This window comes from Sphaerotilus sulfidivorans, from assembly GCF_013426975.1.
Classification (GTDB): Bacteria; Pseudomonadota; Gammaproteobacteria; order Burkholderiales; family Burkholderiaceae_C; genus Sphaerotilus; species Sphaerotilus sulfidivorans.
In genome coordinates this window covers 11,482-35,917 of the sequence record NZ_JACCPY010000038.1, presented here as the reverse complement: position 1 = coordinate 35,917, position 24,436 = coordinate 11,482, and the positions used below count along the sequence as shown (strand labels likewise).

The window sequence follows — 24,436 nt, the reverse complement described above, 5'->3', positions numbered from 1 at the left end:
CCCGCGGCCTGCCGCCCTGGGCCGAGCGCGGCGGCGCCTCAGGCAGCAACGGCTCCAACTTCTCCCACAGCGCAGCGCTGACTTCCTTGTCTTTCATCAGCCTTCAACGATTCAGACAGCGATGGCGACGACTGTGTTTTGTTAGCCGCTCTAAAGCACCAGCGCGAGCCGCTCCAGCAGCAGCACCGCGAAGAATCCGAGGGCGGCGATGACCGTCCAGCGCACGACCAGCAGGCCCAGGCGTCGCCAGCGCGCCTCGCCGGTGGCCAGGTAGACCGCGAAGCTCAGCAGTCCGGCCACCATCAACAGGAAGACCAGGGTGCGGAAGACCAGCACAGGATCACCAGGCCGAAGCCAGATCGGCCAGGCCACGCGGCGCCAGACGCTCGTCCTGGAAGGTCACGATCTCCCAGGCCGACTCGTCGGCCAGGAGCGCGCGCAGCAGCCGGTTGTTGAGCGCATGACCGCTCTTGTAGGCGGTGTAGTCGGCCAGCAGCGGCCGGCCGCAGACATGCAGGTCGCCGATCGCGTCGAGGATCTTGTGCTTGACGAACTCGTCGTCGTAGCGGAGCCCCTCGGCATTGAGCACGCGGTAGTCGTCGACGACGATCGCGTTGTCCATGCTGCCGCCCAGGCTGAGGCCGCGCGAGCGCATCATCTCGACATCCTTCGTGAAGCCGAAGGTGCGCGCGCGCGCGATGTCCTGCTTGTAGCGGCCCGAGGCGAAGTCGAAGACGACACGCTGCCCGGTGGCGTCGACCGCCGGATGGCCGAACTCGATCTCGAAGCCGAGCCGATAGCCGTGATAGGGCGCGAGCCGGGCCCACTTCAGCGTGCGGCCCTCGCCTTCGCGGATCTCCACCGGCTTGCGCACCCGGATGAAGCGCTTGGGCGCCTGCTGCAGCGCGATGCCGGCGCTCTGCAGCAGGAAGACGAAGCTGGCCGAGGAGCCGTCGAGGATCGGCACCTCGTCGGCGGTGATGTCGATGTGCAGGTTGTCGATGCCGAGACCGGCGACCGCCGACAGCAGATGCTCGATGGTCTGCACCTTCGGCGCGCCGGGATCGCCGCCGGGCGAGATCGTCGTCGCCATGCGGGTGTCGCAGACCGACTGCGGCGTGACCGGAATGTCGACCGGCGTGGGCAGGTCGATGCGATGAAAGACCAGGCCGGTGTCCGGCGCGGCCGGGCGCAGCACGAGCTCGACCTTCTGGCCGCTGTGCAGGCCGACACCGACGGCGCGGGTCAGCGACTTGAGGGTGCGTTGGAGCAGCATGACCGCATTCTAGGCAGCATGACGTCGCGCGAACGTTGCGCAAACGACAAGGCCCGGTGTCCGCGAGGACACCGGGCAAACAGGAAGCAGCAAGGACAGGGAACGGGAGAAAGGCGGGGGGAGCGCGGGCGTCAGTCCGCCTGCTTGCGCAGGAAGGCCGGGATCTCGATCTCGTCCATGCCCTTCGAGGCCATCGCGTCGACCCGGGCGGCCGCCTGGGTGCGGTTGGGACGCCACACGCTCGGCGAGGACGAGCCGACCGAGGCGCCGCCGCCGCGCTGCTGGTCGACCAGCGGATGCGTCAGGACCGGGATGTTGTCGGTGCCGGTGCGTTGCCCTACTGCGGGCGGCACCACCTGGACCACACGCTGCTGCGGCGCCACCGGCTGGACCTTGGCGCCAGAAGACAGGCCGGTCGCGATGACGGTCACCCGCAGCGCGTCGCCCAGGCTCTCGTCGTAGGCGGTACCGTAGATCACGTGGGCCTCTTCCGCAGCGTAGCGACGGATCGTCTGCATCGCGTTGCGGCTCTCGGACAGCTTGAAGTTCTGCTTGCTCGCGGCGATCAGCACCAGCACGCCGCGCGCGCCGGACAGGTCGACGCCCTCGAGCAGCGGGCAGGCCACCGCAGCCTCGGCCGCCTTCTTGGCGCGATCCGGGCCGCTGGAGGTGGCGGTGCCCATCATCGCCTTGCCCGGCTCGCTCATGACGGTCTTGACGTCCTCGAAGTCGACGTTGACCAGGCCGGGAATGTGGATGATGTCGCTGATGCCGCCGACGGCATTGCGCAGCACGTCGTTGGCTTCGGCAAAGGCCTCTTCCTGGGTGATGTCGTCACCGAGGACCTCGAGCAGCTTCTCGTTGAGCACGACGATCAGCGAGTCGACATTGGCCTCGAGCTCGTTGAGCCCGGTGTCGGCCTGCTTCATGCGGCGCGGGCCCTCGAACTCGAAGGGCTTGGTGACCACGCCGACGGTCAGGATGCCCATGTCCTTGGCCAGGCGAGCGATGACCGGAGCCGCACCGGTACCGGTGCCACCGCCCATGCCGGCGGTGATGAAGACCATGTGGGCGCCTTCCAGCGCCGCCTTGATGCGGTCGACCGCCTCTTCGGCCGAGGCCTTGCCGGCCTCCGGACGCGAGCCCGCGCCCAGGCCGGTATGGCCGAGCTGCAGCAACGTGTGCGCCTTGGAACGGTTCAGTGCCTGTGCGTCGGTGTTGGCGCAGATGAACTCCACGCCCTGCACGCCGCGGTTGATCATGTGGTCGACCGCATTGCCGCCGCCGCCACCCACGCCGATCACCTTGATCTGCGTGCCCTGATTGAACTCTTCGATCATCTCGATACCCATGCCGCTCTCCTTGTGTCTGCGTCTGAATTACATCAGAAACTTTTCAGGAACCAATCCCTGGCCCGGACGAACAGTCCCTGGGCCACTCCCGGGGATGCTGCACCGCTCGGCGCCGATCGCATGCCGCGCACTCTTGCCAGGCGCGCCTCCTCCAGCAGACCCATCGCGGTCGCCGAGCGGGGGCTCGCCACCATGTCGTAGAGGGCCCCGCCATAGGTCGGAACCCCCTTGCGCACCGGCTTGAGGAAGATGTCCTCGGCCAGTTCGACCATACCCGGCATCACAGCCGATCCCCCGGTCAGGACAATGCCCGATGAGAGAAGTTCCTCATGGCCACTTTCCCGGATCACCTGCTGGACAAGCGCAAATATCTCTTCTACTCGGGGTTCGATCACGCCCGCCAGGGCCTGGCGGCTCAAGATCTTCGGAACCCGGTCACCAAGTCCGGGCACCTCGAGCTGCTCGGCCGGATCGGCCAGCAGCTGCTTGGCCACCCCGTACTCGATCTTGATCTCCTCGGCATCCTTCGTCGGCGTGCGCAGCGCCATCGCGATGTCGCTGGTGATCAGATCCCCCGCAATCGGAATCACGGCAGTATGACGGATCGCGCCATCCGTGAAAATCGCCACATCGGTGGTGCCGGCACCGATGTCGACCAGCGCCACGCCGAGCGCTTTTTCATCTGGCGTCAGCACCGACAGGCTGGAGGCGCTCGGGTTGAGCACCAGCTGCTCGACCTCCAGCCCGCAGCGCCGCACGCACTTGACGATGTTCTCGGCCGCGCTGTGCGAGCCGGTCACGATATGCACCCTGACCTCGAGCCGCGCGCCGCTCATGCCGACCGGCTCGCGCACCTCCTGGCCGTCGATGACGAATTCCTGCGGCTCGACCAGCAGCAGGCGCTGGTCGTTGGGAATGTTGATCGCCTTGGCGGTCTCCACCACCCGCGACACGTCGAAGGGCGTGACCTCCTGGTCGCGCACGATGACCATGCCGGTGGAGTTGCGCCCGCGCACATGGCTGCCGGAAATGCCGACATGGACCCGGCCGATCTTGCAGTCGGCCATCATCTCGGCTTCTTTCAGCGCCTGCTGAATCGAGTGCATCGTCGCGTCGATGTTGACGACGCTGCCGCGCTTGAGTCCGAGCGAGGGCGCCACGCCCAGCCCGGCCAGACGCAGCTCGCCGTCCGGCAGCAGCTCGGCCACCACCGCCATCACCTTGGCGGTCCCGATGTCGAGCGCGACGACGAGTTCGTTGTATTCCTTGGACATGGCTGCGTCTTTCTCGCGAGCGTGCTCAGTGCTTCCTGGCCGGCACCGGATGGGCGGTGGTGCCCATGCCGGCCAGCTTCAGCGCATAGCCCTCGACATGCCGCAGATCGGCATACTCGATGGCGCGGTTCTCGAAGCGGCGCGACACCTGGCCGACGCTGGCCACGAAGCGCCGGGTGCGATCGACGATCTCGTCGGCATCCCCCCGCCCCAGCTCGATGACCGCGCCCCGGTCGAGATGGGCACGCCACGATCCGCGGTCCGACAGCTCCAGCCGGTCCACCCGGCTGCGCATCGAGGCGAAGACCGGCACCAGCCGCTTCCACATCGCCAGGACCTGAGCGGAGGTGTCGCGCGGCCCGCGCAGCGTCGGCAGCGTCTCGTCCTCGACATCGCCGAGGTTGACCTCGAAGACCTCGCCGAAGCTGTTGACCAGCAAGGGCTCGCGCGCCTCGCGCTCCCAGTAGGCGACCGGCTGGTGCTCCTCCAGGCGCACGATCAGGTCATGCGGCCAGACGCGGCGCACCTCGGCGCGCCGCACCCACGGGATCGCCTCGAAGGCGGCTCGCGCCTCGACCAGATCCAGCGTCAGGTAGTTGCCTTCCAGCCGGGGCAGCGCATGGCGCCGGATCGAGTCGGTGGTGCTGTGCTCGACCTCGCCCTCGACATGGACCTGCCGGAGCGCGAACCAGGGCGAATGGACCAGCCAGTGTCCGCCGACCAGCAGCAGCCCCAGCACCAGCAGCCAGACCAGCACCGACGAGCCCGAGCGCATCAGCTGCACGTCGAGCGGCAGCGTGACCGGATCGGACGGGGCGGAGCGGTCGCGCGTCGTCATGCCAGCGCCTGCGTTCGCCTTCACTCGCGGGGCGCGGCCGGGACCGCATCCAGGCGCGCGGCCGCCAGCAGCCGCAGGCACAGGTCCTCGTAGCTGACGCCGGCCGCGCGGGCCGACATCGGCACCAGCGAGTGGCCGGTCATGCCCGGCGAGGTGTTCATCTCGAGCAGGAAGGCCTGGCGGTCGCTGGCGCGGATCATCAGGTCGGCGCGGCCCCAGCCGCGGCAACCCAGCGCCTTGTAGGCGGCCACGACGATTCGCTGGATCTCGCGCTCCTCATGCTCGGGCAGGCCGCTCGGGCAGAGGTAGCGCACCTCGTCGGTGAAGTACTTGTTCTGGTAGTCGTAGCCGGCCTCGGGCGGCACGATGCGGATGACCGGCAGCGCATGCGCGCTCTCGCCCTCACCCAGCACCGGGCAGGTGATCTCGTCGCCGGCGATGAAGGCCTCGGCCAGCACGTCCGGATCATGGCGCAGCGACTCCTGGACCGCCGCGGCGACCTGCGCCGCCTCAAGCACCTTGGTCACGCCGATCGACGAGCCCTCGCGCGGCGGCTTGACGATCAGCGGCAGACCCAGGCGCGCCGGCAGCGCGGCGACGGCCTCGGGCGACTGCTCCTCGGGCGCCAGGCGCACATGCGCCGGCGTCGGCAGCCCTTCGGCGATCCAGACGCGCTTGGTCATCACCTTGTCCATCGCGATCGCCGAGGCCATCACGCCGGAGCCGGTGTAGGCGATGCCCATCATCTCGAGTGCGCCCTGCACGCAGCCGTCCTCGCCGTGGCGGCCGTGCAGCGCGATGAAGGCGCGGTCGAAACCCTGCTCGCGCAGCTCGTGCAGGTCGCGCTCGGCCGGATCGAAGGCATGCGCGTCGACGCCGCGCGAGCGCAGCGCCGCCAGCACGCCCGAGCCGCTCATCAGCGAGATCTCGCGCTCGGCGGAGGTGCCGCCCATCAGCACCGCCACCTTGCCCAGCGCGCGGGGATCGACATTCACTGCGGGCTCCTGGGAACTCTGGGCACTCATCACGCACGCTCCTTCAGCAGATCGTTCAGCCGCTCGATCACCTTGGCGGGCACGCCGCCGATGGAGCCCGCGCCCATCGCGATGACGACGTCGCCCGCGCGCGCCTGCTCCAGGATCACCTGCGGCAGCTCGGCGATGTCGTCGACGAAGACCGGGTCGACCCGGCCGGCCACCCGCAGCGCGCGGGTCATGGCACGGCCGTCGGCGGCGACGATCGGCGCCTCGCCGGCGGCGTAGACCTCGGTCAGCAGCACCGCGTCGGCGCTGCCCAGCACCTTGACGAAGTCCTCGAAGCAGTCGCGGGTGCGGGTGTAGCGGTGCGGCTGGAAGGCCAGCACCAGGCGCTGGCCGGGAAAGGCGCCGCGCGCGGCGGCGATCACCGCGGCCATCTCGACCGGGTGGTGGCCGTAGTCGTCGATCAGCGTGAACTGGCCGCCGTCGCGCGCCGGGTGGTCGCCCCAGCGCTGGAAGCGCCGGCCCACGCCGCCGAACTTCGCCAGCGCGGCGACGATCGGCGCGTCCGGCAGCTCCAGCTCGGTGGCGATGGCGATGGCCGCCAGCGCGTTGCGCACATTGTGCTCGCCGGGCAGGTTCAGCGTGATCTGCAGGTCGGGCAGCGTCACGCCGTTGCGGCGCTGGCAGGTGAAGCGCATCTGGCCGCCGGGCAGTGCCTGCACGTCGACTGCGCGCACCTGCACGTCCTCGCCCAGGCCGTAGCTGATGACCGGGCGCGAGATCATCGGCAGGATCGAGCGCACGCCGGGATCGTCGGTGCACAGCACCGCCGAGCCGTAGAACGGCATCTTGTGCAGGAAATCGACGAAGGCCGCCTTCAGCCGCGCGAAGTCGTGGCCGTAGGTGTCCATGTGGTCGGCGTCGATGTTGGTGACGACCGACAGCACCGGCAGCAGGTTCAGGAAGGAGGCGTCGGACTCGTCGGCCTCGACGACGATGTACTCGCCCGAGCCCAGCGCCGAGTTGGCGCCCGCCGAGTTGAGCTTGCCGCCGATGACGAAGGTGGGATCGACGCCAGCCTCGGCCAGCACGCTGGTCACCAGCGAGGTGGTGGTCGTCTTGCCATGCGTGCCGGCGATCGCGATGCCCTTCTTCAGGCGCATCAGCTCGGCCAGCATCACCGCGCGCGGCACGATCGGGATGCGGCGCGAGCGCGCGGCGATCACCTCGGGGTTGTCGCCTTTCACCGCGGTCGAGGTGACCACCGCCTCGGCGCCCTCGATGTGCGCAGCGTCATGGCCGATGTGGATGCGGATGCCCAGCTCGGCCAGCCGGCGGGTCACCGCGCCGTCGGCCTGGTCGGAGCCGGAGACGGTGTAGCCGAGGTTGTGCAGGATCTCGGCGATGCCGCTCATGCCGGCGCCGCCGACACCGACGAAGTGGATGTGCTTGACGGCGTGCTTCATGCTTGCTTGAGGGTCGTCATCAGGGGATTCGTGAGGTGCTCGATCTCGTCGGCGACACGCTGAGCCGCACGCGGCTGCGCCAGCGTGCGTGCGCGCTGCGCCATCTGCAGCAGCCGGGTGCGGTCGAGCCGGCGCAGCAGCTCGGCCAGCGATTCGGGCGAGAGCTCGGCCTGCGGCAGATGAATGGCCGCCTTCTGCCGGTCCATCCAGATCGCATTGTCGCGCTGGTGGGCGGTGGTGCTGACGATCAGCGGCACCAGCACGCTGGGCACGCCGGCGGCGCACAGCTCGCTGACCGTCACCGCGCCGGCGCGGCAGACGATCAGGTCGCACTCGGCCAGGCGGCGCGGCATGTCCTCGATGAAGGGCAGCACCTCCAGCCCGGCCGCCGACGGGTCGAGCCCGGCCTGCGCATAGGCCGCGCGCACCGTCTCGAGATGGGCCACGCCGGTCTGGTGGGTGACGACCGGGCGTTCGGCCGGCAGCAGCCGTGCCAGCGCGCGCGGCAGCGTCTCGTTGAGCACCTGCGCGCCCAGGCTGCCGCCGACCACCAGCACCCGCAACGGGCCGGCGCGGCCGGCAAAGCGCTGCTCGGGCGGTGCGATCGCCTCGATCTCGGCACGCACCGGATTGCCGGTGACGATGCCCTGGGCCACGCCACGTGCGGCCTCGCCGTCGAAGCCGAAGGCCACCCGGTCGGCGAAGCGCAGCAGCGAGCGGTTCGACAGCAGCAGACCCGCATCCGCATTGACCAGCATCAGCGGCCGCCCCAGCAGCCGGGCGATCAGGCCGCCGGGAAAGCAGACATAGCCGCCCATGCCCAGCACCGCCGTCGTCGAGCGACGGCGCAGGATGCCCAGGCACTGCGCCAGCGCGCGCGCGAGCTGCAGCCCGCCGCGCAGCAGCCCGAGCGCGCCCTTGCCGCGCAGGCCGGCGAAGCCGATGGTGTCCATCGGGATGCCGGTCGGCGGCACCAGGCGGTTCTCCATGCCCTTCGGCGTGCCCAGCCAGCTGACGGTCCAGCCGCGGCGCATCATCTCGCGCGCCACCGCCAGGCCCGGCATGATGTGGCCGCCGGTGCCGGCAGCCATGATGACCAGATGACGCTGTGCCGACGCGCTCATGGGCGCCCTCCTCTCAGGATCTGGCGGTTTTCCATGTCGATGCGCAGCACCACCGCCAGGGCCACGCAGGTCATGATGATCGCCGATCCGCCGTAGCTCATCAGCGGCAGCGTCAGGCCCTTGGTGGGCAGCACGCCCAGGTTGACGCCCATGTTGATGAAGGTCTGCCCGCCCATCCACAGGCCGATGCCCTGGGCGGTCAGGCCCGAGAACACCCGGTCGAGCGCCACCGCCTGGCGGCCGATCACGAAGATGCGCCGCACCATCCAGAAGAAGGCGACGATGACGATGCCCACGCCGACCAGACCGAGCTCCTCGCCGATGATGGCCAGCAGGAAGTCGGTGTGCGCCTCGGGCAGGTAGTGCAGCTTCTCGAGCGACTGGCCCAGGCCCTGGCCGAAGTACTCGCCGCGGCCGAAGGCGATCAGCGAGTGCGTCAGCTGATAGGCCTTGTTGTCGGCATTGTCCTTGGCCCAGGGATCGAGGAAGGCGAAGATGCGCCCGCGCTTCTCGGGCGAGACGGTGATCACCAGCACCAGGGCCGAGATCAGCACGCCGATCATGATCGCGAACACCCGGCCGTTGACGCCGCCCAGGAACAGGATGCCCATCGAGATGATCGCGATCACCATGAAGGCACCCATGTCGGGCTCGGCCAGCAGCAGCAGGCCCACCACGCCCAGCGCGATGGCCATCGGCAGCACCGCGCGGGTGAAGCTCTCCTTCACGTCCATCTTGCGCATCATGTAGCTGGCGGCATACATGGCCATCGCCAGCTTGGCCAGCTCGCTGGGCTGGAAGTTCATGACGCCCAGCGGAATCCAGCGCCGCGAGCGGTTGACCACCTTGCCGATGCCGGGAATCAGCACCAGGATCAGCAGCAGCAGCGCCAGCACGAACAGCCACGGCGCCATCTTCTCCCAGGTCCGCATCGGGATGGCCAGCGTCACGCAGGCGGCGATCACCGCCAGCCCCACCGACAGCACATGGCGCGACATGAAATGGGTCGGGACATAGTTGCTGTACTTCGGGCTGTCGGGCAGCTGGATCGAGGCCGAATAGACCATCACCAGCCCGAGCGAGATCAGCCCGGCGATCACCCAGGCCAGCGTCTCGTCGAAGCCGACCCAGCGCGGTGGCATGCCCGAGGACAGGCTGTTCCAGCTGCGCACCGGCACCTCGCCGGCTGCGGTGCGGCCGCGCAGGCGCTGCCACAGGCCGCCGAATCCTCCCGGTGCGGCGCTCACGACCCGAACTCCCCGCGCTCCTGCGCGATCGCCTCGACCTCGGCGACGAAGACCTCGGCGCGGTGGGCGTAGTTGCGGAACATGTCGAGGCTGGCGCAGGCCGGGCTCAGCAGCACCGCATCGCCCGAGCGCGCCTGCGCGAAGCTCCAGCGCACCGCCGCCTCCAGCGTGTCGAAGCGCTCGACAGGCAGCGCCACATCGGCGATCGCCGCGGCGATCGCGCCGGCGTCGCGGCCGATCAGCGCGACCGAGCGTGCGTGTGCGGCCACCGGCGCGGCCAGCGGCCCGAAGTCCTGGCCCTTGCCGTCGCCACCCAGGATCAGCGCCAGCCGTCCGGGCAGCCGGTCGGCGCCCAGGCCGGTCAGCGCCGCGACGGTGGCGCCGACATTGGTGCCCTTGCTGTCGTCGTAGGCATCGATGCCGTCGATCGTGCGGATGAACTCGACCCGGTGCGGCTCGCCGCGGTACTCGCGCAGGCCGTGCAGCATCGGCGCCAGCGGCACGCCGGCGGCGCTGGCCAGCGCGAGCGCGGCCAGCGCGTTGGCGGCGTTGTGGCGGCCGCGGATGCGCAGCGCGTCGGCCGGCATCAGGCGCTGCAGCAGCACCGGCACCGCGCCGGCACCTGCACCGCCACGGCGACCGCGCGGCAGCTCGTCCTCGGCCGCCTGTGCGCGCACCAGCCAGGCCATGCCGTTCTCGACCACCAGGCCCCAGTCGCCCGGGCGGCGCGGCGCGTCCAGCCCGAAGCGCACCACCTCGGGCACGGCCTCCTCCGGCGAGGACGGCGCCCGGCCGCGAGCGGGACGGGCCGCGGCGGCCTCGGCCGGCGCCATCGCCTCGACCATCGCGTCGTCGCGGTTCAGCACCCTCACGCCACGGCGGCCGAAGATGCGCGCCTTCGCCTCGGCATAGGCGGCCATCGAGCCGTGCCAGTCGAGGTGGTCCTGGGTGATGTTGAGCACGGTGGCGGCGGTCGGCTCGAAGTCGGTCACGCCGTCGAGCTGGAAGCTCGAGAGCTCGAGCACCCAAACCTCGGGCAGGCCTGCGGCCGCCTCGTCGGGCGCGGCGGCGTGGCGGTCCAGCGCCTCGCCCAGCGTGCCCAGCAGCGTCGGGCCGATGTTGCCGGCCAGGCCGACGCGCAGGCCGGCGCGCTCGCACAGCTGCGCGGTCAGCGAGGTGGTGGTCGTCTTGCCGTTGGTCCCGGTGATCGCCAGCACCCTGGGCGCGTAGCCCTGTGCGCGCTGCAGGTCGCGCAGCGCCCAGGCGAACAGCGTGAGCTCGCCGCCCACCGGCAGGCCGCGCCGGGCGGCCTCGTCGAGCAGCGGGCGCAGCACCGGGTCGTTCGGCGCCAGACCGGGGCTCTTGAAGACCGCCTTCACGCCGTCGAGCAGCGCCGGATCGGGCGCGCCGCAGCGCAGCTCGGCGCCGGGCACCTCGCGCTCGAGCGCGCCGGCCTGCGGCGGCGCGGCGCGGGTGTCCGCCACGACGATGCGTGCGGCGCCGCAGCGCCGCGCCCAGCGCGCCATCGCCAGGCCCGAATCGCCCAGGCCCAGGATCAGCAGGGCGGTGTCCTTGAGTGCTTCCATGTCAGCGCAGCTTCATCGTCGACAGACCGACCAGGCACAGCAGCATCGTGATGATCCAGAAGCGGATCACCACCTGCGTCTCGACCCAGCCCTTCTTCTCGAAGTGGTGGTGCAGCGGCGCCATCAGCAGGATGCGCCGGCCCTGGCCGTACTTCTTCTTGGTGTACTTGAACCAGCCGACCTGGACCATGACCGACAGCGCCTCGACGACGAAGATGCCGCCCATGATCGCCAGCACGATCTCCTGGCGCACGATCACCGCGATGGTGCCCAGCGCGCCGCCCAGCGCCAGCGCGCCGACATCGCCCATGAAGACCTGCGCCGGATGCGCGTTGAACCACAGGAAGGCCAGGCCCGCGCCGGCCATCGCGGCGCAGAAGATCGCCAGCTCGCCCGCGCCGGGAATGTGCGGCAGGAACAGGTACTTCGAATAGACCGCGTTGCCGGTCGCATAGGCGAACAGGCCCAGCGACGCGCCCACCAGCACCACCGGCATGATCGCCAGGCCGTCCAGCCCGTCGGTCAGGTTGACCGCGTTGCTGAAACCCACGATGACCAGGTAGGTCATGATGATGAAGCCGAACACGCCCAGCGGATAGCTGACCGACTTGAAGAAGGGCACGATCAGGTCGGCCTTCGGCGGCAGGCTGTTCGAGAAGCCCGACATCACCCAGTCGAAGAACAGCTCGAGCACGCGCAGGTTGGAGGTCTCCGAGACGCTGAAGGCCAGGTAGAGCGCCGCCAGGATGCCGATCAGCGACTGCCACAGGTACTTCTCGCCCGAGGGCATGCCCTCGGGATTCTTCTGGACGACCTTGCGCCAGTCGTCGACCCAGCCGATCGCGCCGTAGCCGAAGGTCACCACCATCACGATCCAGACGAAGCGGTTGCTCCAGTCGAACCACAGCAGCGTCGAGACCGCAATCGACAGCAGCACCAGCACGCCGCCCATCGTCGGCGTGCCGCGCTTGACCAGGTGCGCCTGAACGCCGTATTCGCGCACCGGCTGGCCGATCTTCAGCTCGGTCAGGCGCCGGATGACCCACGGGCCGAAGGCCAGACCGAGCAGCAGCGCGGTCATCGCGGCCATCACCGCACGGAAGGTGATGTACTGGAACACGCGCAGGAAGCCCAGCGTGTCCGGATACAGGCCTTGCAACCACTGTGCGAGGCTAATGAGCATGTCGTTCTCCTGGCGCGGCCGATCCGAGGTCGCCCTCTTCGCGGATCGCCGCGACCACCTGTTCCATCTTCATGAAGCGCGAGCCCTTGACGAGCACCGAGCGCACCTCGCCCAGCGCCGCCCGACCCGCGTCCGAGCGCATCGCCGCGACCAGCGCCGCGGCGTCGGCCTCGTGGCGCACCGCGGTGCCGGCGCCGGCCGACGTCGCGGCCTGCGCGGCGTGGGCCGCGAGTATGCCTGCGCTCCAGAACAGCTCGATGCCGCTGGCCGCGGCATGGGCGCCGACCTCGGCATGGAAGGCCGGGCCGTCGTCGCCGACCTCGCCCATGTCGCCCAGCACCAGCCAGCGCGGGCCGGGCAGCGCCGCCAGCACGTCGATGGCCGCGCGCACCGAGTCGGGATTGGCGTTGTAGCTGTCGTCGATCAGCGTGATCGTGTGGCCGCGCCAGGCGCGCTGCTCGACCGCCGAGCGGCCGCGCACCGGCCGGAAGGCCGCCAGACCGTCGCGCACCGCCGCCAGCGGCACGCCGGCAGCCAGCGCGCAGCCGGCCGCGGCCAGCGCATTGAGCAGGTTGTGGCGCCCGGCCACCTGCAGCGCCAGCGTCGCATCGCCCGCGGGCGTGTGCAGCGTGGCCGTCCAGTGGTCGCCCGCCCAGACGGCTTGGGCGCGCAGGTCGGCCGCCGGATCGTCCAGCGCGAAGGTGCGCACCGGGCGCGCGCCGGCCAGTCCGCGCCACAGCGCGGCATAGGCGTCGCCCTCGGGAAAGACCGCGGTGCCGCCGGCCGGCAGCGCGGCGATCGCCGCGCCGTTCTCGCGCGCGACCGCCTCGACCGTCTTCATGAATTCCTGGTGCTCGCGCTGGGCGTTGTTGACCAGCACCACCGTCGGCTGCGCGATGCGCGCCAGCTCGGCGATCTCGCCGGGGTGGTTCATGCCCAGCTCGATCACCGCCAGCCGGTGGTGGCGGCGCAGCCCCAGCACCGTCAGCGGCACGCCGATGTGGTTGTTGAGGTTGCCGGCGGTGGCATGCGCCGCGTCGCCCGCGGCCGCGCGCAGGATCGACGCGATCATCTGCGTGACCGTCGTCTTGCCGTTGCTGCCGGTCACGCCGATCACCGGCAGGTCCAGCGTGGCGCGCCAGCCCTCGGCCAGCGCCTGCAGCGCCGCCAGCGCGTCGGGCACCTCCAGCCCCGGCAGACCGGCCTCGGCCAGGCCGCGCTCGGCCAGCGCCGCGCAGGCGCCCGCCTCGCGGGCCTGCGCCAGGAAGTCGTTGGCGTCGAAGCGCTCGCCGCGCAGCGCGACGAACAGGTCGCCCTCGCGCAGCGTGCGGGTGTCGGTGTGGACCCGGGCGAAGGCCCGGCCCGGATCGCCGATCAGGCGCACGGACGGCAGGCGCGCGGCCAGCAGCGCGTGCGCCTCGCCCAGGGTCATGAAGTCGTCGGAAGTCATCGTGAGGGGAAAGGCGGTCAGGCCGCGGTGGAGGTGCGTCGTTGTAGCGCGGCCTCGGCCTGCTCCAGATCTGAAAAATGATGCCGGACGCCCGCCGTCTCCTGATAGTCCTCATGGCCCTTGCCGGCGATCAGCACCACATCGGCCGCGTCGGCGTCATGCAGCACGGTGGCGATCGCCGCGGCCCGGTCCTCGAGGCAGGCCAGCGTGGGCGCGGGCGTGCAGCCGGCCTGGATGTCGCGCAGGATCGCCGCGGGCGACTCATGGCGCGGATTGTCGCTGGTGAGCACCACCTCGTCGGCCAGCGCCTGGGCGATGCGGCCCATGACCGGCCGCTTGGTGGCATCGCGGTTGCCGCCGCAGCCGAAGACGCACCACAGCCGGCCGCCGCGCGCCTGCGCAAACGGGCGCAGCGCCTGCAGCGCCTTCTCCAGCGCATCCGGCGTGTGCGCGTAGTCGACCACCACCTGCGGCAGGTCCGTGGCACCGGCCGGTGGCTCGACCCGCTGCATCCGCCCCGGCACCGGGGTGAAGTCGGCCGCCAGCGCCGCCACCTGCGCCAGCGGCAGGCCCAGCGCACGCAGCACGCCGATCACGCCGACGACATTGGCGGCGTTGTAGTCGCCGATCAGCCCGGTGCGCACCGCCACCGGCGCGCCCGCCTCTTCGGTCAGCAGCAGGCACAGGCCGGCGCCGTCGTAGCGCAGGTCGCCGGCCTGCAGCCGTGCCGGCCGGGCCGAAGGCCGGGTCGAGCAGGTCCAGACCTCGAGCCGGCCCTCGGCCTGCAGCTCGTCGGCCAGGATGGCGCCCTGCGGATCGTCGATGTTGATGACCGCCGCGCGCAGGCCCGGCCAGTCGAACAGCGCCCGCTTGGCCTGCCAGTAGGCGGCCATGCTGCCGTGGTAGTCGAGGTGATCGGGCGTGAAGTTGGTGAACAGCGCGACATCGATCTTCATCGCGTCGAGCCGGTGCTCGGTCACGCCGATCGACGAGGCCTCCATCGCGCAGGCCGCGAAGCCCCGGGCGGCGAAGTCGCGCAGCGCGCGCTGCAGCGTGACCGGATCGGGCGTGGTCAGGCCGGTCGAGATCACCCGGGCCTCGGGCGCGACGCGGCTGGGCGGCTCGCCCACGCCCAGCGTGCCGACGACGCCGCAGCGCCGACCGGCCAGACTGAGCGCCTGCGCCAGCCACCAGGCGGTGGAGGTCTTGCCATTGGTGCCGGTGGTGGCCACCACATCGAGCAGACGGCTCGGATGCCCGTGCCAGGCCGCGGCCAGCGGCGCGGTGCTGGCCTTCAGCGCCGGCAGCGCGGCGATGCGCGCATCCGCGCCGAAGTCGAAGGCCTCGATGCCGTCGGCCTCGACCAGACAGGCGGCCGCGCCGGCAGCCAGCGCGGCGGGCACATGACGGCGGCCATCCTGCGCCAGCCCCGGCCAGGCGATGAAGACATCGCCCGACAGCACCTGGCGGCTGTCGGTGCGCAGCACCGCCTGCGGCGCGACACGGCGCAGCCAGGCCAGCGTCTCGTCGACATCCCGGAACAGGGTCACACGGGTCGGTTGCGTCGATCCCATCAGAACGATTCCTCCTCGGCCCGGGCCGCCTGCGTCCGGGCGATGATCTGCGGCGTCACCTCGCGGTCGGGCGGCACGCTCAGCACCCGCAGCGTCTGCTGCACCACCTGGCTGAAGACCGGCGCCGCGACCAGACCGCCGTAGTACTGGCCCTTGCCCGGCTCGTCGATCATGACCGCGACGACCACCCGAGGCTGGTCCAGCGGCGCCATGCCGACGAACCAGGAACGGTACTTGTTGCCGGCATAGCCCTTGCCCTCCTGCTTGCGCGCGGTGCCGGTCTTGCCGCCGACCGAATAGCCCAGGGCCTGGGCCTTCGGCGCAGTGCCGCCCTCGCCGGCGGCCATGCCGAGCATCTTGCGCACCGCGCGGGCCACCTCCGGCCGGAAGACCTGCTGCCCCTCGACCGGCCGGTCCTGCCGCTGCAGCGTGACCGGCACCAGCTGCCCGTCGCGGGCGAAGACGGTGTAGGCCTGGGCGAGCTGGAACAGCGAGGCCGACAGGCCGTAGCCATAGCTCATCGTCGCCTGCTCGATCGGGCGCCAGCTCTTGTAGGGCCGCAGCCGGCCCGAGGCCAGACCGGGAAACTCCATCTCGGGCTTCTGGCCGAAGCCCAGCGAGCGGTACAGCTCCCACATCTCGCGCGGCTGCATCTGCATCGCCATCTTGACGGTGCCGACGTTGCTGGACTTCTGGATGATCTGCTCGACCGTCATCACGCCGAGCGGATGCGAGTCGCGGATCGTCGAGCCGGTGATGGTGATGCTGCCCGGTGCGGTCTGGATCACCGTTTCCGGCCGCACCCGGCCGGCCTGGATCGACTGCGCGGCGATGAAGGGCTTCATCGTCGAGCCCGGCTCGAAGGTGTCGGTCAGCGCACGGTTGCGCAGGTTCGCGCCGGTGCGGGTGCGCCGGTCGCCGGGCGTGTAGGAGGGATAGTTGGCCAGCGCCAGCACCTCGCCGGTGCGCACGTCCAGCACCACCACGCTGCCGGCCTGCGCCTCGTGCTGCGCCACCGCCTCGCGCAGGCGCTGGTAGGCGACGAACTGCACCTTGCTGTCGATCGACAGCGCGATGTCCTTGCCGTCCTCCGGCTCGACGATCTCGCCGATGTCCTCGACCACACGGCCGAGGCGGTCGCGCACCACGCTGCGGCTGCCGTTGTGGCCCTGGAGCTGCTTCTGGAAGGCCAGCTCGACGCCTTCCTGGCCCTTTTCCTGCAGGTTGGTGAAGCCGACCACATGGGCCGCGGCCTCGCCCTCCGGGTATTCGCGCCGGTATTCGCGCTCGATGGTGATGCCCTTGATCTTGAGCTCGCGGATGCGCGCGGCGGTGGTCTCGTCGATCAGGCGGCGCAGCCAGACGAAGTTGCCGCCCTCGCGCACCTTCGCGGCCAGGTCGACCGGGGTGATGCCCAGCAGGCGGGTCAGTTCGGCCACCTGCTCCGGCGTGGCCTGGAAATCCTTCGGGATCATCCAGACCGAGGGCGCGGGCACGCTGGCGGCCAGCACCTCGCCGTTGCGGTCGGTGATGCGGCCGCGGCTGGCCTGCAGCTCGAAGGTGCGCTGGTAGCGCATCTCGCCCTGGGCCTGGAAGAACTCCTTGTCGATCGCCTGCACATACATCGCGCGCCCCAGCAGCAGCGCGAAGCTCAGGCCGACCACCACCAGCGCCAGCCGGGAGCGCCAGATCGGCGTCTTGGCCGTCAGCAGCGGGCTGGAGGCGTAGCGCGCCCCGGCGGGCGCGCCCTTCTGGCCTGCCGCCGGCGCCAGCCGGGCCGCCAGCCGGGAGCGGGCCCGATCCAGCCAGCCGGCGCTCACGGCCGGACCTCCTGGGCAGGCGCCGGGACCGCATCCAGATACTGGGTCACCGCCGGCGTGGCCACGCTCATGTGCAGCCGCTCGCGCGCGGCCAGATCGACGCGCACATGGGTGGCCTCGGTGCGCAGCTGCAGGCGCAGCCGCTCGGCCTCCTGCTCGAGGCGGCGCGCCTCGTTGCGCTCGCGCTCGAGCTGCACGAACTGGCGGCGCGAGTCATAGGACACATGCACCAGATACAGCGCGCTGGCCACGACCGCCAGCAGCAGCACGATGTTCAGCCGGGTCATGCCCGCCTCCGGGAGAAGGGCGCAGGCGCCGCCGGCAGCGCCGCATCGGTGCGCGCCGCCACCCGCAGGATCGCCGAGCGCGAGCGTGCGTTGGCCTCGACCTCGGCCTCCGAGGGCTTGATGCGCGCGACCTCCTCGAGCAGCGCCGGCTTCGGCGTGGCGAAGGGCACGCGCCGGTCGAACTCCTCGCGGGCATGGCGCTGGATGAAGTTCTTGACGATGCGGTCTTCCAGCGAGTGGAAGCTGATGATGGCCAGCCTCCCGCCCGGCGCCAGCGCCGCCAGCGAGGCCTCCAGCGCCTGCTCGAGCTCGTCGAGCTCGCCGTTGACCAGGATGCGCAGCGCCTGGAAGGTGCGGGTGGCCGGGTCCTGGCCGCGCTCGCGGGTGCGCACCACGGTGGCGGCCAGCGCGGCCAGCTCGGAGGTGCGCGCCAGCGGCTGGCCGGCCTCGCGCCGCGCCACGATCGCACGCGCCAGCGGGCCGGCGAAGCGCTCCTCGCCGTAGACGCGGATCACCTCGGCGATGCGCTCGAAGGGCGCGGTGGCCAGGAACTCGGCCGCGCTCTGGCCGCGCGTCGGATCCATGCGCATGTCGAGCGGCCCGTCGTGGCGGAAGCTGAAGCCCCGCGCCGGATCGTCGATCTGCGGCGAGGACACGCCGATGTCGAGCAGGATGCCGTCGACCTGCGCCACGCCGTGCGCGGCCATCACCTCGGGATAGTCGGCGAAGCGGGTGTGGTCGATCGAGAAGCGCGTGTCGTCGATGCGGGTGTCGCCCTCGCGGGCATGCGCGACGGCCTCGGGGTCGCGGTCGATCGCCATCAGCCGCCCGCCCGGCGCCAGGCGCGACAGGATCAGGCGCGAGTGGCCACCGCGGCCGAAGGTGCCGTCGATGTAGGTGCCGTCGGGGCGATGCAGCAGCGCGTCGACCGCCTCGTGGAGCAGCACGGTGATGTGCTGCCGGATGGGTGCTTCGGCAGGAACGGCCATGGGGGGGAGAGGTCAGAGGCGGGAGCCCTGCAGGCGCGACAGCGTCAACGGCGGCAGCGGCAGGTCATGCCCGGAAGGGCGGGTCGGCATGAACGGCATCGGGCTTCCGGCAGGCAGGCCGCCGCGAGAACGCGCAGGAACGCTCAGGCGCCCTGCGACATCCGGCGCAGACGCCGAAGTCCTCTGGAAGTGAAAGTCGACCACAAAAACCCACAAAACGACACGGTCGCCCACTGTAGCGGACAAATTGCGCGAGGGTCAAGGAAGCCACGCGTGAATCACCAATGAAATCAAATACTTAGGCGACCATGACCCTTTGGACGACGAATCGGGCCAGCACTGAAAAAAACCATGTGGATGAAGCACTTAGGAATATGTCCCGGCGCAGGGCACAAGATCAGTGCCTGAGCCAGCCTCCGAAAAATGTGAAATATGCCCAGACACGGTCACAAGAAGCGGCAGGAAAGACTTTCTTATCGGCACATGAAACGGGCTCATGTTCCAGGCCCTTGCGCCGACTGCGCGGGGCGGGCGCGCGAGGCGCGGGTCATCGGATCGGCCCGACCGACCGTTGGTGACAGGACTTCGATGGAGAACGCGATGGATCGAATCCTGCACCGGTCGGTGCCTGCCGCCCTGGTCCTCGGGGCGGCCCTGCTGCTGGCGCCGCCCGCCATGGCCGGCCGCGGCGACGCCGACAGCCCGGTCGCCCGGGTGCTGCGGGTGGACGGCACGCTGCGGCTGCAGCGCGGCGCTGACGGCGATCTCGGCACGGACGAGCTGCGCGCCGAGCGCCGCTCGCCGGTGCGCGAGGGCGATCGCCTGCGCAGCGCCGCCGGGTCGCGCACCGAGATCGCCTTCGGCAGCGACCGCCTGCGCCTGGACGAGAACAGCGTGCTGAGCGTGCGCCGGCTCAGCGCCGGTCGCATCGAGCTGCGCCTGGAGCAAGGCAGCCTGGCGCTGCTGCTGGAGGGCGACGACGATCCGCTGCGCTGGCGCATCGAGACCGCCGCAGCGATGCATCGGCCGCAGGGCCCGGGCCTGTTCCGCATCGACGCACCGGAATCGGCCCGATGGCTCGACGGGGCGGCGGCCACCGCCTGGCGCAGCCCGATGCACCTCGAGAGCGCCGACGACTCGCTGCTGCTGCAGCCGGGCCGCCGCGCCGAGCCCGATGGCCGGCGCGGCTGGCAGACCCGCCTGCCGGAGGCCGACCGGTTCGCCCGCTGGGCGATGGACGATTCGCAGGAGCGCTGGAACGACCCGGACCACGACGCGCCTCGCACCAGCCTGCGCCCCCGGGCCCCGGTGGAACTCCCGGACGACCTCGACGGCGCCGACACCCTGGATCGCCATGGCCGCTGGGAACATGCCTCGGACTGGGGCTGGGTCTGGGTGCCACGCGCGAGTCTCGGCTGGGCGCCCTACCGCCAGGGCCGCTGGCGCCGCGGCGCCGACGGCTGGCTCTGGATCGACAGCGCGCCCTGGGGCGTGGCGACCTTCCGCCACGGCCGCTGGGTGCGCTGGGACAGCCACTGGGCCTGGCTGCCGGGGCCGGCGCTGCGCCATGTCGAGCCGGTCGCGCCCGTCTGGGAGGCGCCGCCGCCGCGCGTCATCGTGCAGCCGGCTCCGGTCATCATCGAGACCCGGCCCGCTCGGCCGATCCATCCCGACACGCCGGTCCGGCCCGCCCCGGCCCCGCCGGTCGTGCGCATCGTGCCGGCCGCGCCCGTGGCCCCGGTCATGCCGGCACCGACGCCGATCATCGTTCGCCCGGCACCGCAGCCGATGCCGCAGCCGATCCAGCCGCCGGCACCCGCACCGGTCCGGGAGGCCGCACCGCGCCCGGACCGCCGCATTCACGAGAACATGATGTCGCCCGCCGCCCGGGAGGCGGCCGAGGAACTGCGCCGCGCCCAGCGCCAGCAATGAGCATGCGGTGAGCGCAGGCCGGCTCAGCCCGGCTGGCGGAAGCGCCGGCCGGCGTCCAGGCCCAGGCCGCTGGCCACGCTGGCCAGGCGGTCGCCGTGCAGCGCCTGCGCCTGCGGGAAAGCCGCGGCCAGACGCTCGGTCAGCGCCTTCAGCCCGGTCGAGCCGCCGGTGAAATAGACCGCGTCGATGCCATCGGCCGAGAGGCCCGCGCGACGCACCGTCTCGCGGGCAGCCTCGACGATGCGGCCGATGTCCTCCTCGAGCGCCTCGCGCGCCTGCTGCGCCGTCACCTCGACCGCCAGGCCACGCTCGACCCAGGCCAGGTCGATGCGCGCGGCCTCGCCGGCGGCGGTGTCGATCTTGGCGCGCTCGGCACGGCCGAGCAGGTCGTGGCCGAGCTGGTCGCCCACCACCTTCATCAGCCGGGCATGCTGGACCGGATCGGCATAGTCGCCGCGCATCATGCGCAGCTCCTGCAGGCGCGCCGGGCGGTAGACGGTGTTGATCAGATGCCAGGTGGCCAGATCGAAATAGACCCGGCTGGGCACCTCGCGCGGCGGCTGGCCGCCGATCGAGGGCCCGAGCGCGCCGAAGCCCAGCGCCGGCATGACCGCCGCCAGCTCGACGCGGCGGTCGAAGTCGGTGCCGGCCACATGCAGGCCGTGGTGGGCCAGCACGTCGTCGGCGCGGTCGATGCGGTCGCGCCGCTGCGGGCCGACGCGCACGATCGAGAAGTCGGAGGTGCCGCCGCCGATGTCGGCGATCAGCACGCGCTGCTCGGCATCGATGCGCGACTCGTGGTCGAAGGCCGCCGCCAGCGGCTCGAACTGGAAGGCGACCTCCTCGAAGCCGGCCTCGCGCGCGGCCTGCTCGAGCGTGGCCTGGGCCAACGCGTCGCGCTGCGCGTCCTCGTCGACAAAATGCACCGGCCGGCCGATGACCGCGCGGCGCGGCGCCACCCCGGTGTGCAGCTCGGCGGCGCGGCGCAGGTGGCGCAGATAGCCCGAGATCACCTCGGCGAAGCCGATCGCCCGACCGGCGCCGATGTCGGTCTGCTGCGTCATCAGTCCGGTGCCCAGCGCGCTCTTCATCGAGCGCATCAGCCGGCCCTCGCTGCCCTCGACATAGGCCGCCAGCGCAGCGCGGCCATGCAGCCGCGGCAGATCCTGCAGGCCCGGCCCCTCGGCCAGATAGAAGGTGGCGGTCGGCATCGTGACCGCGCCGTCCTCCAGCGGCACCAGCCGCATCGCGCCGCGGGCATCAGGCACCGCAATCGCGGAATTGGAGGTGCCGAAGTCGATGGCGCAGAAATCGGGAATTGGGGAGGCAGTCATGGGCGGCAGGCGGACGGGCGGAAGGGGCGCGATGATACCGGCCACCGACCGGATGCCGACCTGCCGACGTTTCCGCCTGCGCCGGAGACGCTCAGGCCCGCTTCAGCCCCACCTTCTCCACCACCTCGCGCCATACGCCGAACTCGCGTGACAGCGAGGCACTCAGGTCTTCCGGCGTATCCAGTACCGGATCGACGCCGATCTCGGCCAGCGCCTTGACCGTCTCCGGCCGTGCCAGATGCGTGCGCAGCAGGTCGGCCAGCTGCTCGGCCTGCGCCGTGCTGGCGCTGGCGGGCATCAGCATCGCGTAGTTCTCGAGCTCGGTCAGCAGACCGAAACCGAGCTCGGCATAGGTCGGCACCTCCGGCACGTAACGCGAGCGTGTGGCGCCGGTGATGGCGAGCACGCGCAGCTTGCCGGTGGCCGCCCGCGGCAGATAGTTGCCGAGCAGCATCGACATCGCCGGCAGCTGGCCCGACATCAGGTCTTCGGCCGCCGGGCCAGCGCCGCGATAGGCGACATGGCGCAGGTCGGCCTGCGCCAGCCGCCCCAGCGCCGCGCCGATCAGGTGCGAGCCGGTGCCGACACCCGGCGAACCGAAGCCGGAGCGGTCAGGATTGAGCTCGACCCAGCGCAGGTAGTCGCGCAGCGTGCGGACCTCGGCCGGCACCGCCGGACCGACGACAAAGCAGATCGGCGCGCTGCCGATGGTGATGACCGGCTTGAAGTCCTGCTGCCGCAAGGCATCGCCTCGGGCGATCTGCGGCACCAGGGTGATCGAGGAGGTCGGCGTGGTCAGCAGCACCGAGCCGTCGCCCGGTGCGGAGGACACCTGCCGGGCCGCGGTCAGACCGGCTGCCCCCGGACGGCTGTCGAGCTTGATGGTCTGGGCATACGTGCCCTGCAAGCCGGGTGCGATGCGCTGCAGCACCGCCTCGACCGTCCCCCCGGTGGTGAAGCCGTAGACCAGCTTCAGGTCTCTGACCGGCCCTGAGGAGGCCTGGGACCAGGCCGGTGCAGAAACGACCGAGGTGCCCAGGGCGCCCACGGCACCGAGAAATGATCTGCGCAACATCATGAGACCTTTTGACGGCATTGACGCCCCGAGGAATGGGGCCATCAAACGCCATCGCCAGATCTGCAGGAAACTTGATCCGCAATAACCCGCACGAACCCACACGAACCCGAGCAGGTCGGGCACGCGCAGGTCGGATGTCACGCCAGCCCGGCAGGCGCCTTCAGGTGCCAGTCGGTGGCCTGCTGCAGCGCATGACCGGCATGCAGCAGCGCGCCTTCCTGCCAGTAGTTGCCGACCAGCTGCAGGCCCACCGGCAGGCCGCCAGCGCCGAAGCCCGCCGGCACGCTGAGGCCGGGCAGCCCTGCCAGCGAGGCCGGCAGCGTGAAGATGTCGGCCAGGTATTCGGCCACCGGGTCGGTCTGGCTGCCGATCGGTCGCGCCACCGTCGGCGCCACCGGGCCGGCGATCAGGTCGCAGTCCTTGAACGCGGCCTGGAAGTCGTCGGCGATCATGCGGCGCAGCTTCTGCGCCTGCAGGTAGTAGGCGTCGTAGTAGCCGTGCGAGAGCACATAGGTGCCGATCATGATCCGGCGCTTGACCTCGGGGCCGAAGCCTTCGCTGCGGCTCTTGCGGTACATGTCGTTCAGGTCCTTGTACTCGGCCGCGCGGTGGCCGTAGCGCACGCCGTCGAAGCGGCTCAGGTTCGAGCTGGCCTCGGCCGGGGCGATGATGTAGTAGACCGGAATCGACAGTTCGGTGCGCGGCAGGCTGACCTCGACCAGCGTGGCGCCCAGGCGCTCCAGCTCGGCCAGCGCGGCACGCACCGCCGTCAGCACATCGGCCGAGACGCCCTCGCCGAAGAATTCCTTCGGCAGGCCGATGCGCAGCCCCTTGAGCGGCTGGTCCGGCGTGGCGCCCTCGCGCAGCGCGGTCGTGGCGGCGACGAAGTCCGGCACCGGCTGCTCGGCGCTGGTGGCATCCAGCGGGTCGAAGCCGCTCATCGCCTGCAGCAGGTGCGCGCAGTCCAGCGCCGAGCGTGCCATCGGGCCGGCCTGGTCCAGGCTGGACGCGAACGCGATCATGCCGTAGCGCGAGCAGCGGCCGTAGGTCGGCTTGATGCCGGTCACGCCGGTCAGGCTGGCAGGCTGGCGCACCGAGCCGCCAGTGTCGGTGCCGGTCGCGGCCGGCACCAGGCGCGCGGCCACCGCCACCGCGCTGCCGCCCGACGAGCCGCCGGCGATGCGCGACGCATCCCACGGATTGCGCGCCGGAAAGTAGGCCGAGTTCTCGTTGGAGCCGCCCATCGCGAACTCGTCGCAGTTGAGCTTGCCCAGCGTCACCGCGCCGGCCGCGGCCAGCCGGCTGACCACGGTGGCGTCGAAGGGGCTGCGGTAGCCCTCGAGCATCCTCGAGCCGGCGGTGCTGGGCAGGTCGCGGGTGACGAAGATGTCCTTGTGCGCGATCGGCACACCCAGCAGCGGATGCGCCGGGCCGTCGATGCCGCGGGCGCGCCAGAGGTCGGCCGCACCGGCCTGCGCCAGCGCCGCCTCCTCGTCGACCGCCAGGAAGGCGCCGAGCGAGGCGTGCGCGGCCGTGCGGGCCAGCAGGTGCTTCGTCAGCTCGACGCTGGAGACCTGCTTCTCGTCGAGCAGGCGCGACAGCTCGGCCACGCCGAGTTCATGCAGCTGGGTCATCGTGATCCTTCC

The 24,436-nt window shown here is 71.2% G+C and carries 20 protein-coding genes; 1 reads left to right on the top strand and 19 read right to left on the bottom strand.

What is annotated here, in order from left to right:
- Positions 1-150 precede the first annotated feature (150 nt).
- The 16 genes from HZU84_RS17250 to rsmH form a co-directional block, all read right to left on the bottom strand.
- Positions 151-336, bottom strand: a complete 186-nt coding sequence (locus HZU84_RS17250; protein ID WP_149504555.1) for a hypothetical protein — start codon at positions 334-336, stop codon at positions 151-153.
- Positions 337-340: 4 nt separating this feature from the next.
- Positions 341-1,276, bottom strand: coding sequence for a UDP-3-O-acyl-N-acetylglucosamine deacetylase (lpxC, locus tag HZU84_RS17245; protein ID WP_149504556.1), 936 nt, complete (start codon positions 1,274-1,276; stop codon positions 341-343).
- A gap of 131 nt (positions 1,277-1,407) precedes the next feature.
- The gene (gene ftsZ, locus HZU84_RS17240) at positions 1,408-2,628 is read right to left on the bottom strand and encodes a cell division protein FtsZ (RefSeq protein WP_149504557.1); all 1,221 of its coding nucleotides are present in this window, start codon (positions 2,626-2,628) and stop codon (positions 1,408-1,410) included.
- 32 nt (positions 2,629-2,660) lie between these two features.
- Positions 2,661-3,902 (bottom strand): cell division protein FtsA, encoded by a 1,242-nt coding sequence (gene ftsA / locus HZU84_RS17235; RefSeq protein ID WP_149504558.1) that lies wholly within the window; start codon positions 3,900-3,902, stop codon positions 2,661-2,663.
- 25 nt (positions 3,903-3,927) lie between these two features.
- Positions 3,928-4,740 (bottom strand): cell division protein FtsQ/DivIB, encoded by an 813-nt coding sequence (locus HZU84_RS17230; protein WP_149504559.1) that lies wholly within the window; start codon positions 4,738-4,740, stop codon positions 3,928-3,930.
- A 20-nt stretch (positions 4,741-4,760) separates the two neighbouring features.
- Positions 4,761-5,765 (bottom strand): D-alanine--D-alanine ligase, encoded by a 1,005-nt coding sequence (locus tag HZU84_RS17225; protein ID WP_149504560.1) that lies wholly within the window; start codon positions 5,763-5,765, stop codon positions 4,761-4,763.
- Positions 5,765-7,186 (bottom strand): UDP-N-acetylmuramate--L-alanine ligase, encoded by a 1,422-nt coding sequence (gene murC, locus HZU84_RS17220; RefSeq protein WP_149504561.1) that lies wholly within the window; start codon positions 7,184-7,186, stop codon positions 5,765-5,767. The genes HZU84_RS17225 and murC overlap by 1 nt, the downstream gene beginning before the upstream one ends.
- Complete coding sequence (gene murG, locus HZU84_RS17215) at positions 7,183-8,310, bottom strand: undecaprenyldiphospho-muramoylpentapeptide beta-N-acetylglucosaminyltransferase (protein WP_149504562.1); 1,128 nt, start codon at positions 8,308-8,310, stop codon at positions 7,183-7,185. The genes murC and murG overlap by 4 nt, the downstream gene beginning before the upstream one ends.
- Positions 8,307-9,557, bottom strand: a complete 1,251-nt coding sequence (gene ftsW / locus HZU84_RS17210) for a putative lipid II flippase FtsW (RefSeq protein ID WP_375139042.1) — start codon at positions 9,555-9,557, stop codon at positions 8,307-8,309. Before ftsW ends, murG begins: the two co-directional genes overlap by 4 nt.
- Complete coding sequence (murD, locus tag HZU84_RS17205) at positions 9,554-11,143, bottom strand: UDP-N-acetylmuramoyl-L-alanine--D-glutamate ligase (RefSeq protein ID WP_149504563.1); 1,590 nt, start codon at positions 11,141-11,143, stop codon at positions 9,554-9,556. The genes ftsW and murD overlap by 4 nt, the downstream gene beginning before the upstream one ends.
- Position 11,144: 1 nt before the next feature.
- On the bottom strand, positions 11,145-12,326 hold the full coding sequence (gene mraY, locus HZU84_RS17200; RefSeq protein ID WP_037480300.1) for a phospho-N-acetylmuramoyl-pentapeptide-transferase: 1,182 nt from the start codon (positions 12,324-12,326) through the stop codon (positions 11,145-11,147).
- On the bottom strand, positions 12,316-13,776 hold the full coding sequence (locus HZU84_RS17195) for a UDP-N-acetylmuramoyl-tripeptide--D-alanyl-D-alanine ligase (protein WP_149504564.1): 1,461 nt from the start codon (positions 13,774-13,776) through the stop codon (positions 12,316-12,318). Before HZU84_RS17195 ends, mraY begins: the two co-directional genes overlap by 11 nt.
- 17 nt (positions 13,777-13,793) lie before the next feature.
- Positions 13,794-15,350 (bottom strand): UDP-N-acetylmuramoyl-L-alanyl-D-glutamate--2,6-diaminopimelate ligase, encoded by a 1,557-nt coding sequence (locus HZU84_RS17190; RefSeq protein WP_149504565.1) that lies wholly within the window; start codon positions 15,348-15,350, stop codon positions 13,794-13,796.
- Positions 15,350-17,134, bottom strand: a complete 1,785-nt coding sequence (locus HZU84_RS17185; protein ID WP_149505341.1) for a peptidoglycan D,D-transpeptidase FtsI family protein — start codon at positions 17,132-17,134, stop codon at positions 15,350-15,352. Before HZU84_RS17185 ends, HZU84_RS17190 begins: the two co-directional genes overlap by 1 nt.
- Positions 17,135-17,166: 32 nt before the next feature.
- The gene (ftsL, locus tag HZU84_RS17180) at positions 17,167-17,457 is read right to left on the bottom strand and encodes a cell division protein FtsL (protein ID WP_149504566.1); all 291 of its coding nucleotides are present in this window, start codon (positions 17,455-17,457) and stop codon (positions 17,167-17,169) included.
- Positions 17,454-18,446, bottom strand: a complete 993-nt coding sequence (rsmH, locus tag HZU84_RS17175) for a 16S rRNA (cytosine(1402)-N(4))-methyltransferase RsmH (RefSeq protein ID WP_149504567.1) — start codon at positions 18,444-18,446, stop codon at positions 17,454-17,456. The genes ftsL and rsmH overlap by 4 nt, the downstream gene beginning before the upstream one ends.
- A 600-nt stretch (positions 18,447-19,046) precedes the next feature.
- Here rsmH and HZU84_RS17170 point away from each other — a divergent pair.
- On the top strand, positions 19,047-20,378 hold the full coding sequence (locus tag HZU84_RS17170; RefSeq protein ID WP_149504568.1) for a DUF6600 domain-containing protein: 1,332 nt from the start codon (positions 19,047-19,049) through the stop codon (positions 20,376-20,378).
- Positions 20,379-20,401: 23 nt separating this feature from the next.
- Here HZU84_RS17170 and HZU84_RS17165 read toward each other — a convergent pair whose 3' ends face one another.
- From HZU84_RS17165 to gatA, 3 genes are all read right to left on the bottom strand, one after another.
- Entirely contained in the window at positions 20,402-21,712 is a 1,311-nt protein-coding gene (locus tag HZU84_RS17165; protein ID WP_149504569.1) for an Hsp70 family protein, read from the bottom strand.
- A gap of 91 nt (positions 21,713-21,803) precedes the next feature.
- Positions 21,804-22,787, bottom strand: a complete 984-nt coding sequence (locus HZU84_RS17160; protein ID WP_180693034.1) for a tripartite tricarboxylate transporter substrate-binding protein — start codon at positions 22,785-22,787, stop codon at positions 21,804-21,806.
- Positions 22,788-22,927: 140 nt separating this feature from the next.
- Positions 22,928-24,424: an Asp-tRNA(Asn)/Glu-tRNA(Gln) amidotransferase subunit GatA gene (gene gatA, locus HZU84_RS17155; RefSeq protein WP_149504571.1), complete on the bottom strand. Its 1,497-nt coding sequence runs from the start codon at positions 24,422-24,424 to the stop codon at positions 22,928-22,930.
- Positions 24,425-24,436 lie beyond the last annotated feature (12 nt).

Excerpts from the sequence above, each read along its gene's own strand:
- HZU84_RS17230 (WP_149504559.1), bottom strand. The coding sequence starts at position 4,740 with ATGACGACGCGCGACCGCTCCGCCCCGTCCGATCCGGTCACGCTGCCG.
- gatA (WP_149504571.1), bottom strand. The coding sequence starts at position 24,424 with ATGACCCAGCTGCATGAACTCGGCGTGGCCGAGCTGTCGCGCCTGCTC.
- rsmH (WP_149504567.1), bottom strand. The coding sequence starts at position 18,446 with ATGGCCGTTCCTGCCGAAGCACCCATCCGGCAGCACATCACCGTGCTG.
- HZU84_RS17195 (WP_149504564.1), bottom strand. The coding sequence starts at position 13,776 with ATGACTTCCGACGACTTCATGACCCTGGGCGAGGCGCACGCGCTGCTG.
- HZU84_RS17225 (WP_149504560.1), bottom strand. The coding sequence starts at position 5,765 with ATGAGTGCCCAGAGTTCCCAGGAGCCCGCAGTGAATGTCGATCCCCGC.
- HZU84_RS17190 (WP_149504565.1), bottom strand. The coding sequence starts at position 15,350 with ATGGGATCGACGCAACCGACCCGTGTGACCCTGTTCCGGGATGTCGAC.
- HZU84_RS17165 (WP_149504569.1), bottom strand. The coding sequence starts at position 21,712 with ATGACTGCCTCCCCAATTCCCGATTTCTGCGCCATCGACTTCGGCACC.
- ftsA (WP_149504558.1), bottom strand. The coding sequence starts at position 3,902 with ATGTCCAAGGAATACAACGAACTCGTCGTCGCGCTCGACATCGGGACC.
- murG (WP_149504562.1), bottom strand. The coding sequence starts at position 8,310 with ATGAGCGCGTCGGCACAGCGTCATCTGGTCATCATGGCTGCCGGCACC.
- ftsL (WP_149504566.1), bottom strand. The coding sequence starts at position 17,457 with ATGACCCGGCTGAACATCGTGCTGCTGCTGGCGGTCGTGGCCAGCGCG.
- ftsZ (WP_149504557.1), bottom strand. The coding sequence starts at position 2,628 with ATGGGTATCGAGATGATCGAAGAGTTCAATCAGGGCACGCAGATCAAG.
- HZU84_RS17170 (WP_149504568.1), top strand. The coding sequence starts at position 19,047 with ATGGATCGAATCCTGCACCGGTCGGTGCCTGCCGCCCTGGTCCTCGGG.
- murC (WP_149504561.1), bottom strand. The coding sequence starts at position 7,186 with ATGAAGCACGCCGTCAAGCACATCCACTTCGTCGGTGTCGGCGGCGCC.
- lpxC (WP_149504556.1), bottom strand. The coding sequence starts at position 1,276 with ATGCTGCTCCAACGCACCCTCAAGTCGCTGACCCGCGCCGTCGGTGTC.
- mraY (WP_037480300.1), bottom strand. The coding sequence starts at position 12,326 with ATGCTCATTAGCCTCGCACAGTGGTTGCAAGGCCTGTATCCGGACACG.
- HZU84_RS17160 (WP_180693034.1), bottom strand. The coding sequence starts at position 22,787 with ATGTTGCGCAGATCATTTCTCGGTGCCGTGGGCGCCCTGGGCACCTCG.
- murD (WP_149504563.1), bottom strand. The coding sequence starts at position 11,143 with ATGGAAGCACTCAAGGACACCGCCCTGCTGATCCTGGGCCTGGGCGAT.